Below are 23610 nucleotides of genomic sequence, written 5' to 3'. Positions count from 1 at the left end.
GACTCTCAGTTTAGTTGGCACTCATTTTAAACTCTAAAAACAGCTCGTTATATTTACCGAGCATTTCCAGACCTAAATTTTTGTACACCTCTAGATTTTCTCTAGCCTCTTCAGGAGGATAAAATCGTTCATCAGAGGTAACTTCTTCATCCATCAATTCAACTGCTGCAGCGTTTGGTATCGAATATCCAACATAATCTGCATTTTGTGCAGCAACTTCCGCATCTAACATAAAGTTGATAAACGCATGAGCTCCGTCTACATTCGCAGCTGTTTTAGGAATAACCATATTATCAAACCATAAATTAGATCCTTCTTGAGGAACTGCATAATCTAAATCTTCGTTTTCCCACATCATATCGGCTGCTTGCCCAGAGAAGGTTATAGCTACAGAAGCCTCTTCATTAATCATTAATGGCGTTACTTCATCCCCAATAATTGCTTTTACATTTGGGGTTAATTCTTTCAGTTTTGCAGTAGCTTCCTCTAATTCTTTTTCATCTGTAGAGTTAAGGGAATAGCCTAGGCTGTTTAATCCCATTCCGATGATTTCGCGGGCTCCATCTACTAGTAGCACTTTACCTTTTAAAGAAGGATCCCAAAGTGTTTCCCAGCTTTCAAAAGTTTGCCCGTCTAGTAGGGAAGGATTGAACACAATACCAACTGTACCCCAGAAATAAGGAATAGAGTATTTATTTTTTGGATCGAATGCTAAATCTAAAAAGTATGGATCTATATTGCTCAAGTTCGGAATCTTCGAATGATCAATTTCTAACAATAAATCATTTTCTTTCATCTTTTCAATCGCATACTCTGAAGGTACTGCAATATCATAAGATGTGCCACCCTGTTCAATTTTCGTCATCATTGCTTCATTGGAGTCAAACGTTTCATATACGACTCGGTAGCCCGATTCTTCCTCAAATTGAGTGATTAACTCTGGATCAATATATTCTCCCCAGTTAAAGATAGTCAATGTATCACTACTTGCATTACCAGAGCTTTGATTTAAATATTTGTTAACACCAAACAAAATAATACAAACTATAACGATTGCTAAAGCTGCTCTTGTTATTTCTTTCATTTTCGAACCCCCATTCCGACAGGGTTTTTGCCACGCTGGCTGACAAAATAATAACCAACAACGAGGAGAAGTGTCACGATAAAGACAATTCCAGATAATGCATTAATAGTTAACGTAATACCGGTTCTTGCCATCGAATAAATTTCGACAGAAAGTGTGCTAAAACCATTTCCAGTTACAAAGAATGTTACTGCAAAATCGTCTAAAGAATATGTTAAAGCCATAAAAAATCCTGCGAAAATACCTGGCTTAATAAAAGGAATAATAACTCTTGTCAGAATATCACGTCTTGTTGCTCCAAGATCTGCTGCTGCATCTATTAGCGTGCTATTCATCTCTTGTAGCTTTGGTAATACCATCAATACGACAATCGGAATACTAAATGCAATATGTGATATTAGGACGGATGCAAATCCAAGTTTTACACCTATGGCAGTAAACAGGATTAAGAAAGATGCACCAATGACAACGTCTGGACTTACGATTAAAACGTTATTTAAAGAAAGAATAGATCTACGTAGTGATTTATTTCGCATAAATACAATACCGACCGAACCGAAAACACCAATAATTGTTGCAATTAACGCTGAAAGTAGGGCTACAATTACTGTATTTAGAAGAATCATAATTAGGCGGGTGTCTGAAAATACAGCAGCGTAATGTTCCCAAGTGAATGATTCAAAGCTATTCATGCTGCCACCACTATTAAAAGAATAAAAAATCAAGTATAGAATTGGCGTATATAATACGATAAACACAAGGGCTAAGTAAAACTTCGCTGATTTACTTGTTTTTTCCATTTGCAGTAGCCCCCTTATCACGTTGACCAGTAATGATCATAATAATTACCATAAATATGATTAAGAAAACTGCGATAGTGGATCCCATTCCCCAGTTTTGCGTAACTAAGAATTGCTGTTCAATAGCTGTACCTAAAGTAATTACTTTATTCCCCGCGATTAAGCGAGTAATCATGAACAATGATAGGGAAGGGATAAATACAGCTTGAATCCCGGCTTTAACACCATTGATTGTTAAAGGTAAAATAACCTTTGAAAAAGTAGTCCAACTTGATGCACCTAAATCTCGACTAGCATCTATTAAGGATGGATTTAATTTATCCAAAGAGTTAAAAATAGGTAAAATCATAAATGGTATAAATATATAGACCGCTACAAAGACGAAACTAAAATCTGTGAATAAAATTTGTGTTTCCCCAAACCCAAATATATTTAAAAATGCATTCACTGGACCATACAATCCGAAAATGCCGATAAAAGCGTAAGTCTTTAATAACAAATTGATCCAAGAGGGAATGATGATCAATAACAACCATAATTGCTTATGTCTCGTTTTTGTAAGTAAATATGCAGTCGGATATGCAATAAGTAAAGTGAAAAATGTTATTAGAAAAGCATACCAAAAGGAACTAAGTGTTAGCTTTAAGTAAACAGACGTAAAGAAGTTTAAGTAATTCTCTAGAGTGAAATTTCCACTTAAATCGAAGAAGGAATAATACCCAATTAACGCAATTGGAGCAACAACAAATAATACGATCCATACATAATATGGTATTAAGTAAAACGTTTTTGTAGTTTTATTTTGCATATGCGTCTTCTCCATAAGACTCGAGACGTTTATCAAATTCTTCTTCTGTTTCATTTAAACGCATAACGTGAATAGCCTCCGGATCGAAATCTAAGCCAATAAACTCTCCTACGTCTGCCTTTTTCGTTGAGTGTACTAGCCACTCATTTCCTTCGTCATCATAAGTAGAAAGTTCATAGTGAACGCCTCTGAATAATTGAGTATCTACTTTTACCTTCATTTTCCCTTTTTCGACAGCTGTTATTTCTAAATCCTCAGGACGAATGACGATATCTACTTTTTCATTTTGATTAAGTCCTTGGTCCACACATTCAAACTCTTTTCCACCAATTTTTACTCGGAAATCTGCGACCATTGTGCCAGAAACAATATTAGACTCCCCGATAAAGTCAGCTACATAGCGATTAATCGGCTCATCGTAAATATCCATTGGGGTACCACTTTGCTCAATCTCGCCTTCATTTAATACGAAGATTTCATCAGACATTGCCAATGCTTCTTCTTGGTCATGTGTTACAAAGATAAATGTTTTGCCAAGTCTTTGCTGAAGCTCACGAAGCTCATATTGCATCTCAGAGCGTAATTTTAAGTCTAATGCAGAAAGAGGCTCATCCAATAGAATGATTTCAGGGTCATTTACAATTGCACGTGCGATTGCTACACGTTGTCTTTGTCCACCTGACATTTCAGCAATCTCTCTTTTTTCGTAACCTACTAAGTTAACGAATTTCAATGCTTCTATAACTTTTTGTTCGATTTCTTTTTTGCCAAGTTTTTTTATTCGAAGACCGAATGCTACATTTTCAAATACATTTAAATGCGGAAACAAAGCATAGTCTTGAAACACTGTATTTACTTGTCGTTCGTTGGCAGGGACATTGTTTATAAGTTTACCATTAAAGTAAATGCTCCCACTTGTAGGCTGCATAAATCCGGCAATTAAACGTAAAATAGTTGTTTTTCCACAACCCGATGGCCCAAGCAATGTGTAAAATTTTCCACGCTCTAGTTCCAAGTTGATGTTATTTAATACGGTCGTTTCTGCGTCATATGATTTTGTAACATTTTCAAACCGAATAATAGTGTTTTCAGACATAATATACCTCCAATGTTATATATGTAACTTACAAATAAGAATTAGTAACGACGTAGATTACCTTAGCGATTTCTTCTGCTGCATTTTGAAGAAGATGATTGTCAGATGCTTCAAAATAAAGGGATTCACCAGCCGTTGCAATATATTTTTGCTTACCTAGTGTTAGAGTCACTTTTCCTTGTAGCACGTAGATGAAAGTTTGTGAAAGAGAAGGCTCAAATTGTTTAAATTGTCCCCCTATATCTAGTGAAACTAACACTGGTTCCATTTCATTTTCATTGGATTCTGAAATCAGCCAGTTAAGCTTGTACTTTTTTTCTTCATCCAAATAAATGGTCTGTTCTTCTATTGGGTAAACCACTTTCGTGCGAAATTGCTCATCATCAAAAAAGTCTTTCGGCTTGGAGCCAAGAACATTCAGAATCGAAAATAGTGTTTCTATAGAAGGAGAGTTAATATCTCTTTCTAATTGAGAGATAAATCCCTTGCTTAAGTCTGTTCTTTCGCCTAATTCTTCTTGTGTAAGGCCTTTCTCTAATCGTAACCTTTTTATTTTTTTCCCAATTTGCATATTTTTAGGCTCCTTCGGAAATAAAATAACATATTTTCAAGCAAAGTTTATTTTAACACAACTTAAAGTTTACTTTAACAATTTATTTGATGAATTTCAAAATTTTTTTAAGTAGTGGAATAAAGTAAAACTTTCAACAGTGGGGATTTTCTTTATCCACATCTATTTTTCTCGATTTTCCCCCAAAAATTGAGCTGGCGGTATTACAGCCTGTTAAACAAGGATAAACGCTATTTTTAGCGAACGCATATACTAATGAATGCTTAAAGAAAGAAGGGATATAGGTAGTGAAGTTACGTACCAAAATACCATCATTTCCAACCGATGCGAAATGGATAAATGGACATATAAACAATGAAAAGTTAATAGGGGAAAAGCCTGTTCTCGTTTACTTTTGGTCAGTAAGCTGTTCATTATGTGGAGGAGCTTACAATTACATTAGGCAGTGGAAGGCCAAGTACGGGGAAACTTTTCACCTCGTCGGTATTCATATGCCAAGATCTAAAGAGGATTTACAGGAGAAACGTATTCATGAGGCAATTCAAAAGGGGAGGATGGAAGATTCCATTTATTTAGACCACGAATTGATTGTGACTAAACAATTTCAAAATCGAATAGTTCCTTCTTTTTATTTGTTTGATAAAAAGGGATTATTACGTCATATACAATCAGGGGAGACAGGAATGATGATGCTAGAAAAAAGACTACTTTTACTGATGAAAGAGAACAAATAATATCATACTGATTTCGTATCAAAAAACGGAATGGATGTGGTAAACTTAATGCACTAGATATGTAGGAGGCATTAAAATGCACAAAGAATTTGTTGTAGTCGGTTTAGGAAGGTTCGGCGGTAGTATTGTAAGAGAGCTTATTGATCAAGGAGCGGATGTTATGGCAATAGATATAGCATCAGAGCGAGTGGATGAGTATGCGACTATCGCAACTCAAGCAGTAGTAGCTGATACAACAGACGAAGCTGTGCTGAAATCACTAGGTATTCGTAATTTCGAACATGTTATTGTTGCTATTGGTGACGATATTCAATCTAGTATTTTAACAACCTTAATGCTAAAAGAAATAGGCGTTAAGAAAATCACAGTGAAAGCACAAAATGACTACCACGAAAAAGTACTTCGAAAGATCGGGGCAGACCAGGTAGTGCATCCTGAAAGAGATATGGGTATTCGAATCGCCAACAATATCTTGTCCAATAACGTATTAGACTACCTTGAGCTTTCGGATGAACATTCTATTATGGAAATAAGAGTGAATGAGAAAATTGCGAGTAAATCGCTTATAGATTTAGATATCCGAGCACGATATGGCATTAATATTGTAGCAGTCAAACGTGGGAATAATATCATTGTTTCTCCACAAGCGGATGAAAAACTAATACTAAATGATGTGCTAATCATTATTGGAGCAGATGTGGATATCAACCGTTTTGAAAAGAAAGTTTTATCTTAAGAAAATTACAGGTGTTCTTAAAGAGGTTGTTCGTGGCCAATGTCACGAACAGCCTTTTTAAAAATTCACTTGGTGATAATGTAGCGACCTGTCTGTCCAAAGTCCTTCAAAAAAGATAGAAACAGGTTTTGAACGTAGGGAACCGGGCATTTTTTGCCCGGTTTTTCTTAATGTGTTGCTTCTATTTTTAAAATGATAATGAAGGAATTATCGTTATTCAAGTGAACAGATTTTGTGCGTAGGTAAATCTATACTGAAAGCAAGATATAAATAAAAGTAACCATTCTTTTACAATCATCTAAAAACACATAATTATAATTTCTCGTGAAAGACTAAGTTTACGAGGAGGTGCAATATGCCAAATAAACAAGCCGGTGACAATAAAGAAGATGCCAATCTATCTTGGTGGCAACTATCTCTTATCGGTGTAGGCTGCATAATAGGTACAGGTTTTTTCTTAGCATCTAGCATAGCGATCCAGATGACTGGTACATCGGTTATATTGGCTTTCATCCTGGCTGCTTGTGCTACCTATATCGTGTTCGAAGCACTTGCTAAAATGTCAGCAAATGATCCACAAAAGGGGTCATTTCGAACATATGCTAAAAAAGCTTATGGGCGATGGGCAGGCTTTAGTAGTGGGTGGGTTTACTGGTGTTCTGAAATTTTAATCATTGGTAGTCAATTGACGGCCATTTCTCTTTTAACTAAGCTTTGGTTTCCAAAAGTAGCTTTATGGATTTTTGCATTAATATACGCAGTTTGTGGATTACTTGTTCTATTTATTGGAGCAAAAGCGTTTGGGAAATTAGAAAGTGTATTCGCAGTAATGAAGATTGCTGCTATTTTTATGTTTATCGTGATTGCGGTTTTGGCATTAACTGGGGTACTGGACGGCAAACCAAATGAAAATGTCCCAAGTACTTTAGAAGGTTTTTTTCCTAAAGGAATTTTAGGTTTTTGGAGTGCTCTGTTATTTGCTTTTTATGCCCATGGTGGAATTGAAGTAATGGGAGTTATGGCTATTCATCTTAAAAAGAAAGAGGATGCGCCAAAATCGGGAAAAGTCATGCTGGGATTGCTTGGTTTAATTTATGCTACCTCTCTTACTTTGGCTTTATTACTAATGTCTTATACTAAGTTTAAAGATGACAAGAGCCCGTTTGTTACAGCTTTATCTGGTTTTAACCTGGACTTTTTCCCTCACGTGTTTACAGCCGCAATAATCATTGCAGGTTTTTCAACCATGTCTGCATCCCTATTTTCAGTAACGACAATCCTTACAACCCTATCTGAGGAGGGGGATGCACCTGCCATATTCAGCAAGCAAACAAAAAAGAAATTTAAGATGCCCTTACCAGCAATAGCTCTAACTTCAGTAGGTCTTATTCTTTCGATAGTTACTTCTTTATTATTACCGGATAAAGTCTATCAGTATATAACTACTGCAGCCGCATTGATGTTACTTTATAATTGGCTGTTTATCTTATCTATGTATCAAAGGCTAGTGGAAGCAACAAAAGCAGATAAGATAAAAAGAGTAATCGGCATTATTCTTGTATCAGCAGCTGTTAGTGGTGCACTTTTTCATACAACTAGTCGGCCTGGCTTCTTTATCAGTCTTGGTTTCCTTTTAGTTATCGCTACTATAGTGTTATTTTTGCGTAAAAGATGGAAAAAAGAAGAGGCTTAAAAAAGTAATTGATAAGCTTGAATTCCAAAATAAATCCCAAAAGCTAGCATTGAAAAAGATGAGATGATGGAGATTATGACTAAAAATTTATTGGATAGAAATTTACGTGCCCCGCTTGATAGGAATGCCATAATAGTATCCCATAAAATAATACCTGCAATAATTGCGAAGCTGTACAACCATAGTTGACTATCCGTAAGTTTTTGAGAGGCTTCTGCTAGAACTGAGCCAAATATACCTAACCAAAAAAGGATTGTTAATGGATTTAATAGAGACAGAAGGAACCCTGACGATAATGATTGTCTCAGTTTTGTTCTGTTCTCTTTATGTCGACTTAGCTTAATTTTATGGAGTGTGAATATACTTTCTATCCCAGTATAAGTCAGTACAAAACAGCCAAATGACCATAAAAATACTTTGGTATACGGGGAATCAATAAACTGACCAACACCGAAATACACCAACACCATATATAAAATATCAGCTAGTAAAGCACCAAATCCAAAAATCCATGCATGGAAGAATCCATTTTTAATACCAGTATTTAATTGTGCTGCATTGACAGGTCCAACTGGGGCTGCCAAAGATATACCTAAAAAAACATAAGTAAATATTGAATTCATTATAGAGTCCTCCAATAAAATCATATCTTTTGTATGATATTCATAAGAAAGTACTCGTACAACTAAAGTTGGGATAAATAAAATAACCTCAGAATCCAAGGATTCTGAGGTTAACATTTATCCAATTAAAAGGATGTTGGTCGATCAGGCATTACTTAAGTTCAATTTTATACTTCCATAATGATTGGAAGTATCATAGGACGTCGTTTTGTCTTTTCATACAAATATGGACTTAGTACATCCGTAATTTCATTTTTCAATTCTGCCCACTCTGTATCTTTACCTTGAATAGTGTATCTTAAATGCTTATTTAACATTTGTTGTGCCTCATTAATCATTGTTCCTGATTCACGCATATAGACGAATCCTCGAGAAATAATATCTGGACCTGATACGATTTTCTTCTTCTCCATATCAGCACTTACAACAACAATGACCAAACCTTCTTCTGATAAAATACGACGATCACGAAGGACGATATTACCAATATCACCAATTCCACTTCCGTCGATATAAATATCACCAGAAGGGATGCGACCAGCGACATGTGCTTCATTGGCACTTAGTGCAAGTACTTCACCGTTTTCCATTATAAATGTATTATCCGGATCTACATCACAATCTACGGCTAACTCTGTATGAATTTTCAACATACGATATTCTCCGTGGATCGGCATAAAGAACTTCGGCTTCATAAGGCGTAGCATTAGCTTATTTTCTTCTTGTGAGCCATGCCCAGAAGTATGAATATTATTTAATGAACCGTGGATTACTTCTGCTCCAGCTCTGAATAGAAGGTTAATCGTACGATTGACACTTGCTCTATTTCCAGGGATAGGAGAAGAAGAAAATACTACTGTATCTCCAGGTTGAATTTGAATTTGTCGGTGTGTACCGTTAGCAATACGTGATAATGCTGCCATCGGTTCACCTTGACTACCTGTACAAAGGATCAGTACTTCATTTGCCGGTAATCGATTCAATGCACTTGCATCCACAAACGTCTCTTTAGGAGCAGTAATATAGCCAAGTTCACGACCAATCGTCATAGCATTGTCCATACTTCGACCAAATACAGCAATTTTACGACCATGAAGAACAGCTGCATCCGTTACTTGTTGAAGTCTATGAATATTAGAAGCGAAAGTAGCAAAGATAATACGACCGTCTACTTTACGGAAAATAGAATCCATGCTTTCTCCAACTTTACGTTCAGACATTGTAAAGTTAGGGATTTCGGCATTTGTACTATCTGATAGCAAGCATAAAACTCCGTCTTTACCAATCTCAGCCATTTTTGTTAAGTTTGCAGGTTCTCCTACAGGAGTAAAGTCAAACTTAAAGTCACCAGTGTGTACAATATTACCTGGTGGCGTTTTCACAACAATTCCAAACGCATCAGGAATACTATGAGTTGTACGGTAGAAACTTACAGAAGTTTTTCTAAATTTAATAACATCTTCTTCTTGAATAACAATCATTTTTGTTTGACGTAGTAAGCCGTGCTCTTCTAATTTATTTCGTAATAAACCTAGTGCAAGCTTTCCACCGTAAACTGGTACATTAAGCTGTTTCAATAGATAAGGAATACCACCAATATGATCTTCATGACCATGTGTAATAAATAAACCTTTAATCTTATCAACATTTTTTACTAAATAAGTGTAATCAGGAATTACATAATCAATACCTAGTAAATCATCCTCTGGAAATTTAATACCAGCATCGATTAAAATAATTTCATCCTGAAATTGAACTCCATACGTGTTTTTGCCGATTTCGCCTAGTCCGCCGAGGGCGAAAACTGCAGTTTGGTCATTTTTTACAAATTTCATATATTAAATCTTCTCTACTTTGTAATTTTCGCTAGCTTGTTCGTACTCTAAATGATTACCTTCAAGCAACTGAATTAATTCGATATTGTATTTGCGGTCTATTAAAAGGGCACGAACTTCGCGCTCACTTTCAGCCTCTACATATAAACATTGTGTGTTTTCGCGAACTGGCACTTCTAGTGCATTCTCTTGATAATAAACTTTAAAAATCATTTTATACTCTCCTTTTTCACGTTCAAAATAAATCAATTCTCTTTATATTATCACGACACTTATTTAAAATAAAGAAAAGCCCTCCATTTTAAGAGGGCAAAAGTATTTTAAGCGATCGTTTTGTTTCTGAGCATTCCACCGAGCCGTCTCAACAATTTCCTTTTCAGGCGTTTCAACATGGCTATTCACTCCTTATAGAGTATTATATACTATAGGAAGAAATGTGTAAAGGATTAAGACAGAAAAGTCAAATAATTTGTATCTAAGAATGGAGAATTTTAATGACAAACAAAATTTTATTTTTTGATATTGATGGAACTATTTTAGATAATGATAAAAATATTCCAAATGGAGTGGAAGAATCGCTTCAAAAAGCTAGAGATAATGGGCATGAAATTGTCATATCCACTGGGCGTTCCCCTTTTACTGCAAAATCTGTGTTAGAACGTTTGAAGATAGATTCATTTGTTTGTTACAACGGACAAATTGTTCAGTTTAAAGGTCAAATACTACATAAGGGAATTATTGCGAAGGAAGAGTTGAAGCCTTTAACGGATTTTGCGAATGTAAGGAAGCAACCAATAGTTTATATGGATAGTGATGAGATGGTTTCTAGCTTCCCTGATCACGAAGATGTATTTGAAAGTATTTCAACATTGAAGATAGATTTTCCACGTTATGCAGAAGATTTCTTTCTAACAAATGATATCCATCAAGCACTAATCTTTTGCAGTGCGGAAGAGCAAAAGGAATATGAAAAGGCTTTTCCTAATTTGAAATTTGTCCGTTGGCATCGTGTTTCCTGTGATGTTCTTCCGAAAGGTATTTCAAAAGCCAAAGGGATGGATTTATTATTAAAGCATATTGGAAGAAATCCGGAAGATGCAGTTGCTTTCGGAGATGGTTTAAATGATATAGAAATGCTTCAATTCGCTGGGACAAGTGTCGCTATGGGGAACTGCGTCGAAGAGTTGAAAGAACACGCAACCTTTGTTACTGATCATGTATCAGAGAGCGGATTATCCAACGCAATGAAAAAATTAGGGTTAATCTAAAGGAGTTTACTTGATGTCCAAAAAGTTTGTCCTCATATATGGGGATGCGTTTGTCGATTATATTGCGGAAGATCAGAGCAATAGTCGATTTTTAAAGTTTTTAGGAGGGGCTACCGTTAATGTTGCTGCAGGTGTTGCTCGTCTAGGTGCAGCATCTTCGTTTATAACTGTAACTGGAGAAAATGAAACCTCTGAATTTGTTAGAAATGAATTGATTGCTGAAGGGGTAGATTTATCCTTTTCACAAATAGTGCCAGAAAAAGAGGTAAGCGGAGTTTACGTGCATCTTTTGGAAAATAATGAACGGCATTTTGAACGTTATGTAGATGCAACACCTAACATCCAAGTAGATTTTTCAACTATTAAGAGCGAGGTAATTCATCAGACATCTGTATTTCATTTTTGTTCCGGAACGCTTTTTCATCCGACAGCTCTTGTGACAACTAGAAAAATAGTGGAAAGCATGAAAAAATCGAATGTTCTTATTTCCTTCGATGCTAATATTAGACCGTTACGCTGGAAGAGTGAAGAGATTTGTAGGGAAACGATATGTTCTTTTTTTGAATTTGTAGATATATTGAAGTTAACCGAGGAAGAGTTATTCTTTTTAACGAAAACGACTACAATAGAAGAGGGAATCACATGCTTACAGCCATACAATTTGGAGGCATTACTTATTACAATTGGTGCTGAAGGCACGCACGCAGTAATTAACGGAGAAGAGGTACATATTCCTGTAGAAAAAGTAATTCCGATTGATACAACTGGAGCTGGAGATGCTTTTGTTGCAGGAATTCTTTCTAAAATTTATTTGGATGGGCACCCCTCTACAAAAGAAGCCTGGATCAGATATATCGCGTTTGGCAATAAACTAGGTGGAATCTGCGCTACTAAGTCCGGTGCGTTATCTGCCATGCCAAGATTGATAGATTTACAACAATGAGGTAACAAAACAAATAGCAAGTTCGAGGAAGAGAACCGCAACATAACCTGTTCGAATCGCAAGTTCGAGACTCTGAATCGCAATATAACAGACAAAACGCCAGTCTACAATTGTAGAACTGGCGTTTTATGTACTAACTTAAGCTCGTTCATATGGAACGGAATCCGGAATAGGGGCATACGGATTCTCATTATTAATATGATCGTAAAACATGATGCCATTTAAATGATCTAGCTCATGCTGAAAAGCAATAGCTGCTAATCCTTTTAAGCGTTTTTTGAAGGGAGTTCCATCTGGGAAAAATCCTGTTGCAGTAATACGTGCGTATCTTGGTACATATCCTTCAATTACTTCATCTACAGACAAGCAACCCTCTCCAGCGGAAATATACGTTTTTTCTACAGAGTGACTTATTATTTTGGGATTGACAGCTACAAAGCTTACTTCTTCGTTATTTTCATCCTCTAAATGAAGGGCGAACATTCTTTTGTTAGCATTTACTTGGGGAGCAGCAATACCAATTCCTGGACGTATTTTATATTTCTCTACCATTTCATCATCTTGACTGTTAATGACATATTCCAGTAAATCGTTTGCTAGAGTTAAATCTACCTCTGATAATGGGAAAGTCAATTCCTCGGTTTTTTTTCGTAAAGATGGATGTCCATCTCTGACAATATCATTCATTAAAATCATTTTAATCGTCCTTTCAATGTTCATATATCTATTATAGCGAAATTTGACCATTTACTAAACAAAAAACAGCCTTTTGGTCAGTTGAATTTAATAGTTAATACAATTATAGTTGAATGGGTATAGGGGGTTACATGATGAAAATAAGCAAATATATACTCATCTTCAGCAGTATATTACTACTTGCTGGCTGTAATTTTGGAGAGTCGACAGAACAAAAGCTATCAAACATCTTAACAGAAATTTATGATCTGGAAGCTGATTATAGAGATGTACAAGAAGAGTTAGCTGAAACAGAATCAAAAGAACAAGCGAACTTTCAACAGATGATGGAACTGACGAAGGATCAAAAAGAAGAACTTACTACAATGGTAGAAGATACCGCAACCCTATTAGAAAATAGATTAGCTTTAGTAGAGAAGGAAGCTGCCTCCTTAAACTCTACTTCAGATGGCATCAAACAAATTAGTACACTTATTACCGATACAAAAGATGCTACTGAAAAAGAAAGTCTAAAAAAAATGGAAACTTCATTAAAAGAACGTATTACAACATATGAAGAAGTAACAAATAACTATAATGAGTTGGCTACTATGCAACAAGATTTATATAATATGTTAATTGATGAATCGGCAGATGTTACTGCAATACAAGAACAAGTTCAAGAAGTAAATATGCATAATGAATTAGTTCAACAATCTGTCCAAAAGTTTAATGATGCAACTAATAGGGTAAATGAAGTAAAAGAAGAAGTTTTAACTTCTTTGCAGAAGGATGAAAAATAAAAAAGCAGCTCTCCATAGAGCTGCTTTTTTATATAATTATAGCAATCTGATATAGTACAGACATAATTATAGAGTGATACAGATTGTAGGAATTTAAAAATTTCGACAATTAAATACGTTTATTTCATATGATTGACCCCAGATTTATTCTTGAGTATACTGAAAAGGAAGTATTGTTGTACTACTAGATTCAAATGAAAATTTTAATACAGAAGAAAAGGAGAGATGTAATAATGGCTGCAAAAAATCCAACGCAGTTAGACCCTATGAAAACGCTTCACGAAATTGAAGAGAAGTTTGAAATGTTTCAAATTTTAAACGAAGATGGGGAAATTGTTAACGAGCAAGCAAATCCTAACTTATCAGATGAGGAATTAGTTGAGTTGATGAGTCGTATGGTATATACACGTATTTTAGATCAACGTTCAATTTCTTTAAACAGACAAGGACGTTTAGGCTTCTATGCACCAACTGCAGGTCAAGAAGCTTCACAACTAGCATCTCAGTTTGCACTAGAAAAAGAAGATTTTATCTTACCTGGTTATCGTGATGTACCACAAATAGTTTGGCATGGCCTACCTTTATGGCAAGCATTCTTATTCTCACGTGGGCATTTTATGGGTAACCAAATTCCTGAAGGTGTGAATGTATTCCCTCCACAAATCATTATTGGAGCACAATTTATCCAAGCAACTGGAGTAGCACTAGGAATGCAAAAACGTGGAAAAAAAGCAATTGCTATCTCATATACAGGTGATGGTGGTTCATCACAAGGTGACTTCTATGAAGGTATTAACTTTGCCGGAGCTTACCGTGTGCCAGCAGTGTTTATCGTACAGAACAATCAATATGCGATTTCTACACCTCGTGAACTACAAACATCCGCAAAAACAATAGCTCAAAAAGGTATTGCTGCTGGTATTCCTAGTGTACTTGTTGATGGTATGGATCCATTAGCTGTTTATGCTGTAACAAAAGATGCTAGAGAACGTGCAATTAACGGAGAAGGACCAACTCTAATTGAAACGATGTGTTACCGTTACGGTCCACATACGATGGCAGGGGATGACCCGACACGTTACCGTACTTCTGAAACTGATTCTGAATGGGAAAAGAAAGATCCATTAGTTCGTTTCCGCAAATACCTAGAAACAAAAGGTATTTGGAATGAAGAAAAAGAAGCAGAAGTAATTGAAAAAGCTAAAGAAGAAATAAAAGAAGCAGTTAAAAAAGCAGATGCAGCACCAAAACAAAAAGTAACTGACCTTATCAATATTATGTATGAAGAAAATCCATATAATTTAGATGAGCAATTAGCTTACTACACAGAGAAGGAGTCGAAGTAACCGATGGCACAAATGACGATGATTCAAGCAATTACGGACGCACTCCGTACTGAGCTTAAAAATGATGAAAACGTTCTAGTCTTCGGTGAAGACGTAGGCGTTAACGGTGGAGTATTCCGCGCAACAGAAGGATTACAAAAAGAATTTGGCGAAGATCGTGTGTTTGATACACCACTTGCAGAGTCAGGTATTGGTGGTCTTGCAGTAGGTCTATCACTACAAGGATTCCGTCCGGTTCCAGAAATCCAATTCTTTGGATTCGTTTTTGAGGTAATGGATTCTATAGCTGGTCAGCTAGCTCGCATGCGTTTCCGTACTGGTGGGGCATTTAACGCTCCTGTCACTATTCGTTCTCCATTCGGTGGTGGGGTTCATACACCAGAAATGCACGCAGATAGCTTAGAGCTTCTTATGACATCAACACCTGGTGTAAAAGTTGTTATTCCTTCCACTCCATATGATGCTAAAGGATTATTAATCTCTGCAATTCGTGATAATGATCCGGTTATTTATTTAGAGCATATGAAGTTATATCGTTCATTCCGTGGCGAAGTACCAGAAGAAGAATATACAATTCCACTTGGTAAAGCTGATGTAAAACGTGAAGGAACGGATTTAACAATTATCGCTTACGGTGCGATGGTACATGAAAGTTTAAAAGCTGCAGAAGAGCTTGAAAAAGAAGGACATTCTGTAGAAGTAATCGATTTACGTACAGTGCAACCATTAGATATTGAAACAATTATTGCTTCAGTAGAAAAAACAAATCGTGCAATGGTTGTTCAAGAAGCACAGAAACAAGCTGGTATTGCAGCGAACGTTGTAGCAGAAATTACAGAGCGTGCTATTTTAAGTTTAGAGGCTCCTGTATTACGTGTAACTGCTCCTGATACTGTTTTCCCATTCTCTCAAGCAGAAACAGTTTGGTTACCAAGTTCTAAGGATATAGTAGAAACAGCTAAAAAAGTTCTAACGTTCTAATATAAAATCTGTTATAGAAAGGGTGAATACATTGTCATTTGAATTTCGATTACCAGATATCGGTGAGGGTATACATGAAGGTGAAATTGTTAAGTGGTTTGTAAAAGTAGGCGATGAGGTACAAGAGGACGATATTTTATGTGAAGTGCAAAATGATAAGGCCGTTGTTGAAATTCCTTCTCCTGTAAAAGGAAAAGTTACAGAAGTTCTTGTAAGTGAAGGAACAGTGGCAATTGTAGGAGATGTGCTTGTTAAGCTTGATGCACCTGGTTATGAAGACCTTAAATTTAAAGGCGATCATAGTGATGAAGAAAAAGCAGAAGAAAAGACAGAAGCACAAGTTCAAGCAACTGCAGAAAATGGTCAAGCAGTAGAAAAAGAAAAAGTAGACACTCCTGACCAAAAAGTAGAATCTACTAAAAATACTGAAACAGCACCAAAAGAACAACCAAAAGGTGATACACGTGTTATTGCTATGCCTTCTGTTCGCAAGTTTGCACGTGAAAACGAAGTAAGCATTGCAGATGTAACTGGATCAGGTAAAAATGGTCGTGTGTTAAAAGAAGATATAGAAGCTTTCTTATCAGGAGATCAAACTTCAGCTAACGAAGAAAAAGTAGAAACTACAAATGCAGAAGTTAAGGAATCAGCTAAAACTTCAGCACCTGTAACTTTTGAAGGCGAATTCCCTGAAACGAGAGAAAAACTTTCACCGATGCGTAAAGCAATTGCAAAAGCGATGGTACATTCCAAACATACTGCTCCACATGTAACATTAATGGATGAAGTGGATGTAACAGAACTTGTTGCACACCGTAAAAAATTCAAAGAAATTGCAGCTGAAAAAAATATCAAGTTAACTTACTTACCTTATGTAGTAAAAGCTTTAGTAAGTACACTTAGAGAATTCCCTGCGTTAAATACATCTTATGATGATGAAACAAACGAAGTAATCCAAAAACATTACTTCAATATTGGTATCGCAGCAGATACTGATAAAGGTTTATTAGTTCCAGTTATCAAAAATGCGGATCGTAAATCTGTTTTTGCAATATCAGATGAAATTAATGCACTTGCTGGAAAAGCACGTGATGGTAAACTTGCTGCTTCTGAGATGAAAGGCGCTTCTTGTTCTATCACCAATATTGGATCAGCGGGCGGACAATGGTTCACTCCAGTTATCAATCATCCAGAAGTTGCTATTTTAGGTATTGGTCGAATTTCAGAGAAACCTGTAATAAAAAATAGTGAAATTGTGGCTGCACCTGTGTTAGCATTATCATTGAGCTTTGATCATCGAATGATCGATGGTGCGACTGCACAACATGCGTTGAATCATATGAAACGTTTGTTAAGCAGTCCAGAATTATTATTAATGGAGGCGTAAAAAATGGTAGTAGGAGATTTCCCAATCGAAACAGATACACTTGTAATAGGTTCAGGCCCTGGAGGATATGTTGCAGCTATTCGCGCAGCACAAACAGGACAAAAAGTGGTAGTTGTGGAAAAAGAACATATCGGAGGAGTTTGCTTAAACGTAGGATGTATTCCTTCCAAAGCATTAATCTCTGTTGGTCACCGTTTTGAACAAGCAAAACACGCTGATGATATGGGAATTACAGCTACAGATGTAAAAATCGATTTTTCTAAATCACAAGCTTTTAAAGACAGTGTAGTTAAAAAACTAACTAGCGGAGTTTCTGGATTGTTAAAAGGAAACAATGTGGAAGTAGTTATGGGCGAAGCTTATTTCGTTGATGCTAATACTGTTCGTGTAATGGATGAAAAATCTGCGCAAACATATACATTTAAAAACGCAATTATTGCAACAGGATCTCGTCCTGTAGAAATCCCAACTTTTAAATATACTAAACGCGTTTTAAACTCGACTGGTGCACTAAGCCTACCTGAAATTCCAGAGAACTTAGTTGTAATTGGTGGAGGATATATTGGTACGGAACTTGGTTCAGCATTTGCTAACTTAGGCTCAAAAGTTACTATTGTTGAAGGTGGCGATGATATTCTAGCTGGCTTCGAAAAACAAATGACAACAATTGTTAAAAAAGGCTTGAAGAAAAAAGGCGTTGAAATAGCAGTTAAAGCATCTGCAAAAGGTGTGGAAGAGTCAGATACTGGCGTAGTAGTAACTTATGAAGTTGGCGGAGAAGAGAAAAAAGTCGAAGCTGATTACGTTTTAGTTACTGTAGGTCGTCGTCCAAATACGGATGAAATGGGTCTAGAAGAAATTGGTCTTAAATTTGCTGAGCGCGGATTATTAGAAGTTGACAAACAGTGTCGTACAAACGTTTCTAATATTTATGCAATTGGTGATATTGTTGCTGGTCCTCAACTTGCTCATAAAGCATCTTATGAAGGAAAAGTAGCTGCAGAAGCAATAGCTGGTCAAACATCTGTTGTGGATTACTTAGCAATTCCTGCTGTTTGCTTTACTGATCCAGAAATGGCTACAGTTGGTCTTAACGAAGCGCAAGCAAAAGAACAAGGGTATGATGTTGCTGCTGGGAAATTCCCATTCGGAGCTAACGGTCGTGCACTTGCTCTAAATGCTACAGATGGTTTTGTTAAACTTGTTTCTCGTAAAGAAGATGGTTTATTACTTGGAGCTCAAATCGTTGGTCAAGGTGCTTCAGATATGATCGCTGAACTTGGTTTAGCTATCGAAGCAGGTATGACTGTAGAAGATATTGCAATGACTATTCATGCTCATCCAACATTAGGTGAAATTGCTATGGAAGCTGCAGAAGTAGTTATGGGTCACCCGATTCATATTCTTTCTAAATAATTTCCCTTTTGGGTTTAAAAAATAGACTTGTTCGCTTTTTGCGACAAGTCTATTTTTGATGTACAGGATTTTTTCTAGTGAAATTGTGTACTGGAATCCTCATAACGCCTATATTTCAAACTAACCTGCCTTAGTTCAGGGAGGAATTATAGGAATCTATATCTAATTTATGCGACATGATGAAAATAGCCTAAGATTTATTGGATTTTATTAAACCTTATTTTCTTTTGGGTGATTTACTATGACATTTTTGTTGTTGGTAATAGCAAAACATTAGTGTTACTGAAGCCGAAGTTTTTGGGAGATATTTTCTAGAATCCACAACAGAATCACTAGAATCTGGCGAAGAATCACTAGAATCCACAACAGAATCACTAGAATGTGGCGAAGAATCACTAGAATCCACAACAGAATCACTAGAATGTACAGGAAAATCACTTGAATTCGATAAACATGAGTCGAAAAGTTTAGTTGGGTCACCCAAGGACAAGGATAGTAAATTGTATCTCTTTACTAAGAGTAGTAGTTTGTTAGACGGAGATAAAAACGGTAAGAATATATACCCTACTATCCATCTCTTTCTCCTGTTAAAATATAGAGGAAGGAAAGGGTGATTAGATTGAAACTTACAACTTGGACAATATCAGCAGTCATGTTAATCGGACTTTCTGCTTGCGGCGTTGCAGATGAGAAGCCTGAAGTGGAAAAAGAAACGGAAGAGACGACCCCGGTATCTCAAGAGCCTGTAGTAGAGGAGGTGGATGAGGTAGTTGAGGAAGTTGCTACTCGGGAAGCTGAAACCCTATACGAATTAAACGAGGCAAACTGGACATTCCAACCTATTGAAGATGCAAATCCAAAAGCAGTTTTACTTACAATCGATGATGCTCCTGAAAAATATGCAGTAGAAATGGCAAAAACGTTGAAAGAGTTAAATGCACCGGCTATCTTTTTCGTCAATGGACATTTTATAGATACGGATGAAGAAAAGACTAACTTAAAAGCTATATACGATATGGGATTTTCTATTGGTAACCACACACAAACACATGCTAATTTAAAGGAAAGCTCAGAAGAACAGCAAATGGAAGAAATTTTAAAAGTAAATGAAACAGTAGAAGCAGTAATTGGGGAAAAACCTAAATTCTTCCGAGCACCTTTTGGAGTTAATACAGATTTTAGTAAGTCTCTTGTCCTACAAGAAGGCATGCTTTTAATGAATTGGACATACGGATATGATTGGGAGAAACAATATCGGGATGCTGAAAGTTTGACAGATATTATGGTGAACACCGAGTATTTGACAAATGGTGCAAATTTATTAATGCATGATCGTGAATGGACTGCTGAGGCTTTACGAGGTATTGTAGAGGGTCTGCGTGCTAAAGGTTATGATTTAATAGATCCAAAAACGATTAAAGGAATTCAATAATAATCTATACACCTTTGGATCAATCATCCAAAGGTGTTTTTGAAGAATATGAAAGTATATAAAAATGTCCCGTGAATACTAGGTTCATGGGACTTTAACGAATGAATAAAACAGCTGATTTCCGTTTTAGGTGGAGTACAAAGGCTAAGTGCTTCACTTCGCGATCGCAATGCCTTCGTGACCAATATCATGTTGGCCTCCGCAGGGTGAGCGGTAAGCTATCACCACTGCTTGCGCTTTCGGTTGTGATGTCTTATCTGTCTCACTCATCCTGATGTAATCACCACTTTTCACTAATTAATATAGGGTGTAGTACTCAACAAGAAGATTTAGCATAGCTTACCGATAAGACGATTCGATAATTATAAGTTAATGTAGGAATAAAACTTTCCTGAAATCGCTGTTAATTCAGAAATGCTATTATTTTATGATGGTGGAAGAAGTAGACTTTTTTTATACTAGTGAAATTAAAGAGAAATAGTAAGTTTTTACCCAATAAAGAAGCGAATAGCGCGAGAAATTGTATCTTCTGGCGCTTATTTTATAAATAGGCAAGTATCTTTTCTTTAGTTATCCAAACATGTACTTACCTGTTTCTAAGAGTTGTAGGAGGGCGACAGATAGACAGACGCCATAAGGGATGCTAGTTGGTTGTGGCGGACGTCACAACCAACCAGCATCACTAAAAAATCACTCGGTAATGATATAGAAGCAATTCTGTCTGAAGCACTTCAGAAACGCTAGAAACAGGTTTTGAACTTAAAGGACCGGGCGTGCCCGGTTTTTCTTATATAGACAGTGAATCTTATTCACCTTAAAATTATTCCCTATATATCTATCAGTATTAGGAGGTGTAAGCTTTAAAAGAAATTTCTTTTGAAGCGTAAAATGGTTAAAATTATTCGTATTGTTTTCCAAGTAATTATTTTATATATTTTCTCGTTTATTGGATCTTGGATCGTACAAAGTCTATCACTTCAATTTCCTGGAAGTATTATTGGGTTGTTATTACTTTTTGGTTGTTTATATTTTAAAATAATCCCTGTCGAGCTTATTAAAGATGGAGTTGGGTTTTTATTGACCTTTCTTGCCTTGTTTTTTATACCAGCAACTGTTGGAATTATGGACTATCCAGAACTCCTATCTTGGACCGGTTTAGGAATGATTTTATCAATTTTCATAAGTACGCTAATAACTATTATTGTAACCGGGAAATTTTGTGAGTTCCTTGAGAGAAAACTATTAGAAAAAGAAAAGGAGCAAATTGAATGATTGCATTTGTGATGATAATCGGAACAATTATGCTTTTTTATGTAATGACTTCTGTATATAAAAAATTTACATACCCGTTATTAATTCCTATTTTCTCAACAACGGTATTGCTTGTGATTATTTTAGTTATGAGTAATATATCTTATGACACATATATGTCTGGTGGAAAGTGGATAAATGAACTATTAGGACCAGCTGTTGTTAGTATGGCCTATCCTCTATATATTCACCGAGAGAAAATTTTCAAATATAAAGTCCCAATTCTATTAAGTGTATTGAGTGCTCTGTTTTCGGGATTAATAAGTATTACTATATTATCTAAATTATTGTCATTCGATGATCATATTCTATTATCATTATTACCAAAATCGATTACTTCACCGGTGTCTATCCCCATTAGCGAGGCGATAGGGGGTATTCCAACATTAACGGCAGCTTTCGTTATTTTTGCGGGAATAATAGGAGCTATATTTGGACCCTTTATCTTTAGGATTTGTCGTGTCGAAAAAGCGATAAGTCGAGGTATATCAATGGGAAGTGCTTCCCATGGTATTGGCCTTTCCAAACTTGGAGAGTATGGGGAAGAAACCTTAACAATGGGTTCCGTCTCGATGACTTTAAGTGCAATATTTGGATCTTTTGTTTGCCCATTGTTTGCGCTATTAATTTAATTTCATTTCATGGAATGTATAACTTATGCGCCAAAACATAAAAAGGAACCTCATATATTGGAAGCTCCGTTTCTATGGAGAAAAATACAAAATATCATACTAATAAGGGGACCAAATCACATATGATTTGGTCTCTTTTTAACCTTATGAAACAAAGGTTGTTGGGATTTAACATATAAAATATCATATGATATCGCAATCAAAATGTCATAATGATAAAAGATGTTGTCAACGGTCTTTTTGCTACGTTAATTACAGTGTGATTATATATGTTAAAATAAAAAAATAAGGGAAAAAGTAATTGTATAAATACATATATAGATTGTGGAGAATTGTTGTTAATCTAATACATAATAGCCGAAAAAAGGATAATTAAAAAGTTGAGTTTCTTTGCTAAGATATTGAAGCGAACGGTTTAAATTTTTATTTGGAGGAGAAGTATGAAGAGATTTAAACGAAATATTAAAAGGTTTTTTATATTTTTATTTATTTTGGTTGGTTTCGTGTATTTAAATAACACATCATTATTCTCACAAGATAGGAATAGAGAACCTTTATTACTAGCTCATCGCGGATTGTCACAAAATTTTTATATGGAAGGAATTACTGGTGAAACATGTACAGCAGAGAGGATTTATGAACCAGATCATCCATTTTTGGAAAATACTATATCTTCAATGGAAGCAGCCTTCGAGGCTGGTGCTGACATTGTAGAATTTGATATTCAACTTACAAAAGACGGAGAGTTCGCTGTTTTTCATGATTGGGGACTCGAGTGCAGAACTGATGCCGAAGGACAAATAAAGGATTACACAATGCAAGAACTAAAACAATTAGATATAGGTTATGGCTATACGGCAAATAACGGAGAAACCTATCCTTTTCGTGGTAAAGGACTAGGTCTTATGCCTACACTTGATGAAGTATTATCGCATTTTCCAAAACAAAATGTTTTGATTCATATTAAAAGTAATGACTCGAATGATGGGGAGTATTTGTCTGATTATCTCTCCCAATTTCCAGATAGTAGGCTAAAAAAAATTTCTGTTTATGGTGGAGACAAGCCGATTGCTACTTTGAAAGAAAACCTACCTAATATGCGTGTTATGTCCTTGGATACATTAAAAAGTTGTTTGCTTCCTTATATAGCAGTTGGTTGGACAGGTTATGTTCCATCAACGTGCGAACACACTCAATTGCATATTCCAGAAAAATATGTTCCGTATATTTGGGGATTTTCAAACAAATTTCTAAACAGAATGGAAGATGTTAACACAAGAGTAATCCTCGTTGCAGGCGATGGTGGTTGGTCAGAAGGCTTTGATAAAAAACAAGACTTAGAACGTCTTCCTAAAAATTACTCAGGAGGCATATGGACTAATCGTATTGATAAAATAGCCCCCATTATAAAAGAATAATTTTGCATTTGTTTAACA

23 protein-coding genes are annotated in these 23610 nt (G+C 35.9%); 14 read left to right on the top strand and 9 right to left on the bottom strand.

Annotated elements, in window-relative coordinates; all coding sequences use genetic code 11:
* Positions 1-10 precede the first annotated feature (10 nt).
* Genes MKY37_RS04080 through MKY37_RS04060 form a run of 5 tightly spaced genes read right to left on the bottom strand, consistent with a single transcriptional unit; the run spans position 11 to position 4359 of the window.
* Positions 11-1084 carry an ABC transporter substrate-binding protein gene (locus MKY37_RS04080; protein ID WP_340774050.1) on the bottom strand — a complete coding sequence of 358 codons (1074 nt, stop codon included), beginning with the start codon at positions 1082-1084 and terminating at the stop codon, positions 11-13.
* On the bottom strand, positions 1081-1884 hold the full coding sequence (locus tag MKY37_RS04075; protein ID WP_340774049.1) for an ABC transporter permease: 804 nt from the start codon (positions 1882-1884) through the stop codon (positions 1081-1083). Before MKY37_RS04075 ends, MKY37_RS04080 begins: the two co-directional genes overlap by 4 nt.
* Positions 1868-2692 (bottom strand): ABC transporter permease, encoded by an 825-nt coding sequence (locus MKY37_RS04070; RefSeq protein ID WP_340774047.1) that lies wholly within the window; start codon positions 2690-2692, stop codon positions 1868-1870. Before MKY37_RS04070 ends, MKY37_RS04075 begins: the two co-directional genes overlap by 17 nt.
* Positions 2682-3788 (bottom strand): ABC transporter ATP-binding protein, encoded by a 1107-nt coding sequence (locus MKY37_RS04065; protein WP_340774045.1) that lies wholly within the window; start codon positions 3786-3788, stop codon positions 2682-2684. Before MKY37_RS04065 ends, MKY37_RS04070 begins: the two co-directional genes overlap by 11 nt.
* Positions 3789-3816: 28 nt before the next feature.
* A complete protein-coding gene (locus tag MKY37_RS04060; RefSeq protein WP_340774043.1) occupies positions 3817-4359 on the bottom strand; it encodes a helix-turn-helix domain-containing protein in 543 nt (180 codons plus the stop codon).
* A gap of 287 nt (positions 4360-4646) precedes the next feature.
* Between MKY37_RS04060 and MKY37_RS04055 the strand changes: the two genes are divergently transcribed.
* The 3 genes from MKY37_RS04055 to MKY37_RS04045 all read left to right on the top strand — a co-directional run bounded on the left by MKY37_RS04055 (position 4647) and on the right by MKY37_RS04045 (position 7522).
* The gene (locus MKY37_RS04055) at positions 4647-5093 is read left to right on the top strand and encodes a TlpA family protein disulfide reductase (protein WP_340774041.1); all 447 of its coding nucleotides are present in this window, start codon (positions 4647-4649) and stop codon (positions 5091-5093) included.
* Positions 5094-5169: 76 nt separating this feature from the next.
* Positions 5170-5829, top strand: a complete 660-nt coding sequence (locus MKY37_RS04050; protein WP_211893479.1) for a potassium channel family protein — start codon at positions 5170-5172, stop codon at positions 5827-5829.
* A 355-nt stretch (positions 5830-6184) separates the two neighbouring features.
* Positions 6185-7522, top strand: a complete 1338-nt coding sequence (locus MKY37_RS04045) for an amino acid permease (protein ID WP_340774037.1) — start codon at positions 6185-6187, stop codon at positions 7520-7522.
* Here the strand turns inward: MKY37_RS04045 and MKY37_RS04040 are convergent.
* From MKY37_RS04040 to MKY37_RS04030, 3 genes are all read right to left on the bottom strand, one after another.
* Positions 7519-8145, bottom strand: coding sequence for a LysE family transporter (locus MKY37_RS04040; protein ID WP_340779839.1), 627 nt, complete (start codon positions 8143-8145; stop codon positions 7519-7521). The two genes, MKY37_RS04045 and MKY37_RS04040, sit on opposite strands and share 4 nt — an antisense overlap.
* A 167-nt stretch (positions 8146-8312) precedes the next feature.
* On the bottom strand, positions 8313-9980 hold the full coding sequence (gene rnjA / locus MKY37_RS04035) for a ribonuclease J1 (RefSeq protein ID WP_340774035.1): 1668 nt from the start codon (positions 9978-9980) through the stop codon (positions 8313-8315).
* Positions 9981-9983: 3 nt separating this feature from the next.
* Complete coding sequence (locus MKY37_RS04030) at positions 9984-10193, bottom strand: DNA-dependent RNA polymerase subunit epsilon (protein ID WP_340774033.1); 210 nt, start codon at positions 10191-10193, stop codon at positions 9984-9986.
* A gap of 281 nt (positions 10194-10474) precedes the next feature.
* Here MKY37_RS04030 and MKY37_RS04025 point away from each other — a divergent pair, with 281 nt between their 5' ends.
* Both MKY37_RS04025 and MKY37_RS04020 read left to right on the top strand, forming a co-directional pair.
* The gene (locus tag MKY37_RS04025; protein WP_340774030.1) at positions 10475-11248 is read left to right on the top strand and encodes a Cof-type HAD-IIB family hydrolase; all 774 of its coding nucleotides are present in this window, start codon (positions 10475-10477) and stop codon (positions 11246-11248) included.
* A gap of 13 nt (positions 11249-11261) precedes the next feature.
* A complete protein-coding gene (locus MKY37_RS04020; RefSeq protein WP_340774029.1) occupies positions 11262-12191 on the top strand; it encodes a carbohydrate kinase family protein in 930 nt (309 codons plus the stop codon).
* Positions 12192-12329: 138 nt separating this feature from the next.
* On the opposite strand, the gene def is transcribed toward MKY37_RS04020, so the two are convergent.
* Positions 12330-12887 carry a peptide deformylase gene (gene def, locus MKY37_RS04015; protein WP_340774027.1) on the bottom strand — a complete coding sequence of 186 codons (558 nt, stop codon included), beginning with the start codon at positions 12885-12887 and terminating at the stop codon, positions 12330-12332.
* A 134-nt stretch (positions 12888-13021) separates the two neighbouring features.
* Here def and MKY37_RS04010 point away from each other — a divergent pair, with 134 nt between their 5' ends.
* From MKY37_RS04010 to MKY37_RS03970, 9 genes are all read left to right on the top strand, one after another.
* On the top strand, positions 13022-13669 hold the full coding sequence (locus MKY37_RS04010; RefSeq protein WP_340774025.1) for a YkyA family protein: 648 nt from the start codon (positions 13022-13024) through the stop codon (positions 13667-13669).
* A gap of 233 nt (positions 13670-13902) precedes the next feature.
* The gene (pdhA, locus tag MKY37_RS04005; protein ID WP_340774023.1) at positions 13903-15015 is read left to right on the top strand and encodes a pyruvate dehydrogenase (acetyl-transferring) E1 component subunit alpha; all 1113 of its coding nucleotides are present in this window, start codon (positions 13903-13905) and stop codon (positions 15013-15015) included.
* Between the two features lie 3 nt (positions 15016-15018).
* Positions 15019-15996 (top strand): alpha-ketoacid dehydrogenase subunit beta, encoded by a 978-nt coding sequence (locus MKY37_RS04000; protein WP_340774021.1) that lies wholly within the window; start codon positions 15019-15021, stop codon positions 15994-15996.
* A 31-nt stretch (positions 15997-16027) separates the two neighbouring features.
* The gene (locus MKY37_RS03995) at positions 16028-17383 is read left to right on the top strand and encodes a dihydrolipoamide acetyltransferase family protein (RefSeq protein WP_340774018.1); all 1356 of its coding nucleotides are present in this window, start codon (positions 16028-16030) and stop codon (positions 17381-17383) included.
* A gap of 3 nt (positions 17384-17386) precedes the next feature.
* Positions 17387-18799: a dihydrolipoyl dehydrogenase gene (gene lpdA, locus MKY37_RS03990; protein WP_340774014.1), complete on the top strand. Its 1413-nt coding sequence runs from the start codon at positions 17387-17389 to the stop codon at positions 18797-18799.
* Between the two features lie 652 nt (positions 18800-19451).
* Positions 19452-20231: a polysaccharide deacetylase family protein gene (locus MKY37_RS03985; protein WP_445323059.1), complete on the top strand. Its 780-nt coding sequence runs from the start codon at positions 19452-19454 to the stop codon at positions 20229-20231.
* Between the two features lie 888 nt (positions 20232-21119).
* Complete coding sequence (locus MKY37_RS03980) at positions 21120-21503, top strand: CidA/LrgA family protein (protein WP_340774010.1); 384 nt, start codon at positions 21120-21122, stop codon at positions 21501-21503.
* A complete protein-coding gene (locus MKY37_RS03975) occupies positions 21500-22174 on the top strand; it encodes an LrgB family protein (RefSeq protein ID WP_340774008.1) in 675 nt (224 codons plus the stop codon). The genes MKY37_RS03980 and MKY37_RS03975 overlap by 4 nt, the downstream gene beginning before the upstream one ends.
* Positions 22175-22614: 440 nt before the next feature.
* The gene (locus tag MKY37_RS03970) at positions 22615-23592 is read left to right on the top strand and encodes a glycerophosphodiester phosphodiesterase family protein (RefSeq protein WP_340774006.1); all 978 of its coding nucleotides are present in this window, start codon (positions 22615-22617) and stop codon (positions 23590-23592) included.
* Positions 23593-23610 lie beyond the last annotated feature (18 nt).

Origin of the sequence: Psychrobacillus sp. FSL K6-2836, from assembly GCF_038003085.1 — a bacterium.
Lineage (GTDB): Bacteria > Bacillota > Bacilli > Bacillales_A > Planococcaceae > Psychrobacillus.
The sequence above is the reverse complement of the archived record's forward strand: the minus strand, read 5'-3'. Positions and strand labels throughout refer to the sequence as shown.

Bases quoted from the DNA above. Each gene is read 5' to 3' on its own strand.
- MKY37_RS04080 (WP_340774050.1), bottom strand. From the start codon at position 1,084: ATGAAAGAAATAACAAGAGCAGCTTTAGCAATCGTTATAGTTTGTATT.
- MKY37_RS04075 (WP_340774049.1), bottom strand. From the start codon at position 1,884: ATGGAAAAAACAAGTAAATCAGCGAAGTTTTACTTAGCCCTTGTGTTT.
- MKY37_RS04070 (WP_340774047.1), bottom strand. From the start codon at position 2,692: ATGCAAAATAAAACTACAAAAACGTTTTACTTAATACCATATTATGTA.
- MKY37_RS04065 (WP_340774045.1), bottom strand. From the start codon at position 3,788: ATGTCTGAAAACACTATTATTCGGTTTGAAAATGTTACAAAATCATAT.
- MKY37_RS04060 (WP_340774043.1), bottom strand. From the start codon at position 4,359: ATGCAAATTGGGAAAAAAATAAAAAGGTTACGATTAGAGAAAGGCCTT.
- MKY37_RS04050 (WP_211893479.1), top strand. From the start codon at position 5,170: ATGCACAAAGAATTTGTTGTAGTCGGTTTAGGAAGGTTCGGCGGTAGT.
- MKY37_RS04045 (WP_340774037.1), top strand. From the start codon at position 6,185: ATGCCAAATAAACAAGCCGGTGACAATAAAGAAGATGCCAATCTATCT.
- MKY37_RS04040 (WP_340779839.1), bottom strand. From the start codon at position 8,145: ATGAATTCAATATTTACTTATGTTTTTTTAGGTATATCTTTGGCAGCC.
- rnjA (WP_340774035.1), bottom strand. From the start codon at position 9,980: ATGAAATTTGTAAAAAATGACCAAACTGCAGTTTTCGCCCTCGGCGGA.
- MKY37_RS04030 (WP_340774033.1), bottom strand. From the start codon at position 10,193: ATGATTTTTAAAGTTTATTATCAAGAGAATGCACTAGAAGTGCCAGTT.
- MKY37_RS04025 (WP_340774030.1), top strand. From the start codon at position 10,475: ATGACAAACAAAATTTTATTTTTTGATATTGATGGAACTATTTTAGAT.
- MKY37_RS04020 (WP_340774029.1), top strand. From the start codon at position 11,262: ATGTCCAAAAAGTTTGTCCTCATATATGGGGATGCGTTTGTCGATTAT.
- def (WP_340774027.1), bottom strand. From the start codon at position 12,887: ATGATTTTAATGAATGATATTGTCAGAGATGGACATCCATCTTTACGA.
- MKY37_RS04010 (WP_340774025.1), top strand. From the start codon at position 13,022: ATGAAAATAAGCAAATATATACTCATCTTCAGCAGTATATTACTACTT.
- pdhA (WP_340774023.1), top strand. From the start codon at position 13,903: ATGGCTGCAAAAAATCCAACGCAGTTAGACCCTATGAAAACGCTTCAC.
- MKY37_RS04000 (WP_340774021.1), top strand. From the start codon at position 15,019: ATGGCACAAATGACGATGATTCAAGCAATTACGGACGCACTCCGTACT.
- lpdA (WP_340774014.1), top strand. From the start codon at position 17,387: ATGGTAGTAGGAGATTTCCCAATCGAAACAGATACACTTGTAATAGGT.
- MKY37_RS03985 (WP_445323059.1), top strand. From the start codon at position 19,452: ATGTTAATCGGACTTTCTGCTTGCGGCGTTGCAGATGAGAAGCCTGAA.
- MKY37_RS03980 (WP_340774010.1), top strand. From the start codon at position 21,120: ATGGTTAAAATTATTCGTATTGTTTTCCAAGTAATTATTTTATATATT.
- MKY37_RS03975 (WP_340774008.1), top strand. From the start codon at position 21,500: ATGATTGCATTTGTGATGATAATCGGAACAATTATGCTTTTTTATGTA.
- MKY37_RS03970 (WP_340774006.1), top strand. From the start codon at position 22,615: ATGAAGAGATTTAAACGAAATATTAAAAGGTTTTTTATATTTTTATTT.